The 536-nt window shown below is 46.1% G+C and carries 2 protein-coding genes; both read right to left on the reverse strand.

Going from position 1 to position 536, the window contains the following annotated elements; genetic code table 11:
* Positions 1-204: undecaprenyl-diphosphate phosphatase (locus tag R8N47_RS27875; RefSeq protein WP_318186444.1), on the reverse strand; the 204-nt coding region annotated here is incomplete at its 3' end.
* 15 nt (positions 205-219) lie between these two features.
* Positions 220-536, reverse strand: a 317-nt coding sequence (gene folK / locus R8N47_RS27880; protein ID WP_318186445.1) for a 2-amino-4-hydroxy-6-hydroxymethyldihydropteridine diphosphokinase, incomplete at its 5' end; no start/stop codon positions are given.

Consider the following 536-nt stretch of genomic DNA (forward strand, 5'->3'; position numbering starts at 1 on the left):
TTGGCATAAAGTGATCACTTCGTGGCGGAAATAAATTACAACCGCCATCAATGTGCCGACGTGTACTGCCACATCAAACGCTAGACCTTGGTCGGCCCAGCCGAAAATGGCAGAGGGTAGGATCAAGTGCGCAGAGCTGGAAATGGGCAAAAACTCTGTCAGACCCTGAATCAGAGCCAAAATAAAGGCTTCAAAATAACTCATGTAAACAACTCAAATTTAAAGTGAAAAAGAAACTGGTTTGAGTGAATCAACGGGCTGCATAGCATGCCAAATGTCGGCTACAGTGCGTCCATCGCCGGGGATCACTAAATGAGGTTCGAGATCATACAAGGGCTTTGTGACAAAAGGATATTTGTAGATATCACTGCGAGGTAGCTCCGGGTTTTGTGTCGAGATGCACTCACCGAAGAGCACTATATCGAGATCCAGTGTTCGATCCTGATACTTTTGCGCATTTTCCTCACGACCCCACTTATATTCAATCTCACGTAAGTGGTGACTCAACTCTTCGAGTGACAACTTTGTGCGCATCG

It is taken from the genome of Vibrio sp. 2132-1 (assembly GCF_033344315.1).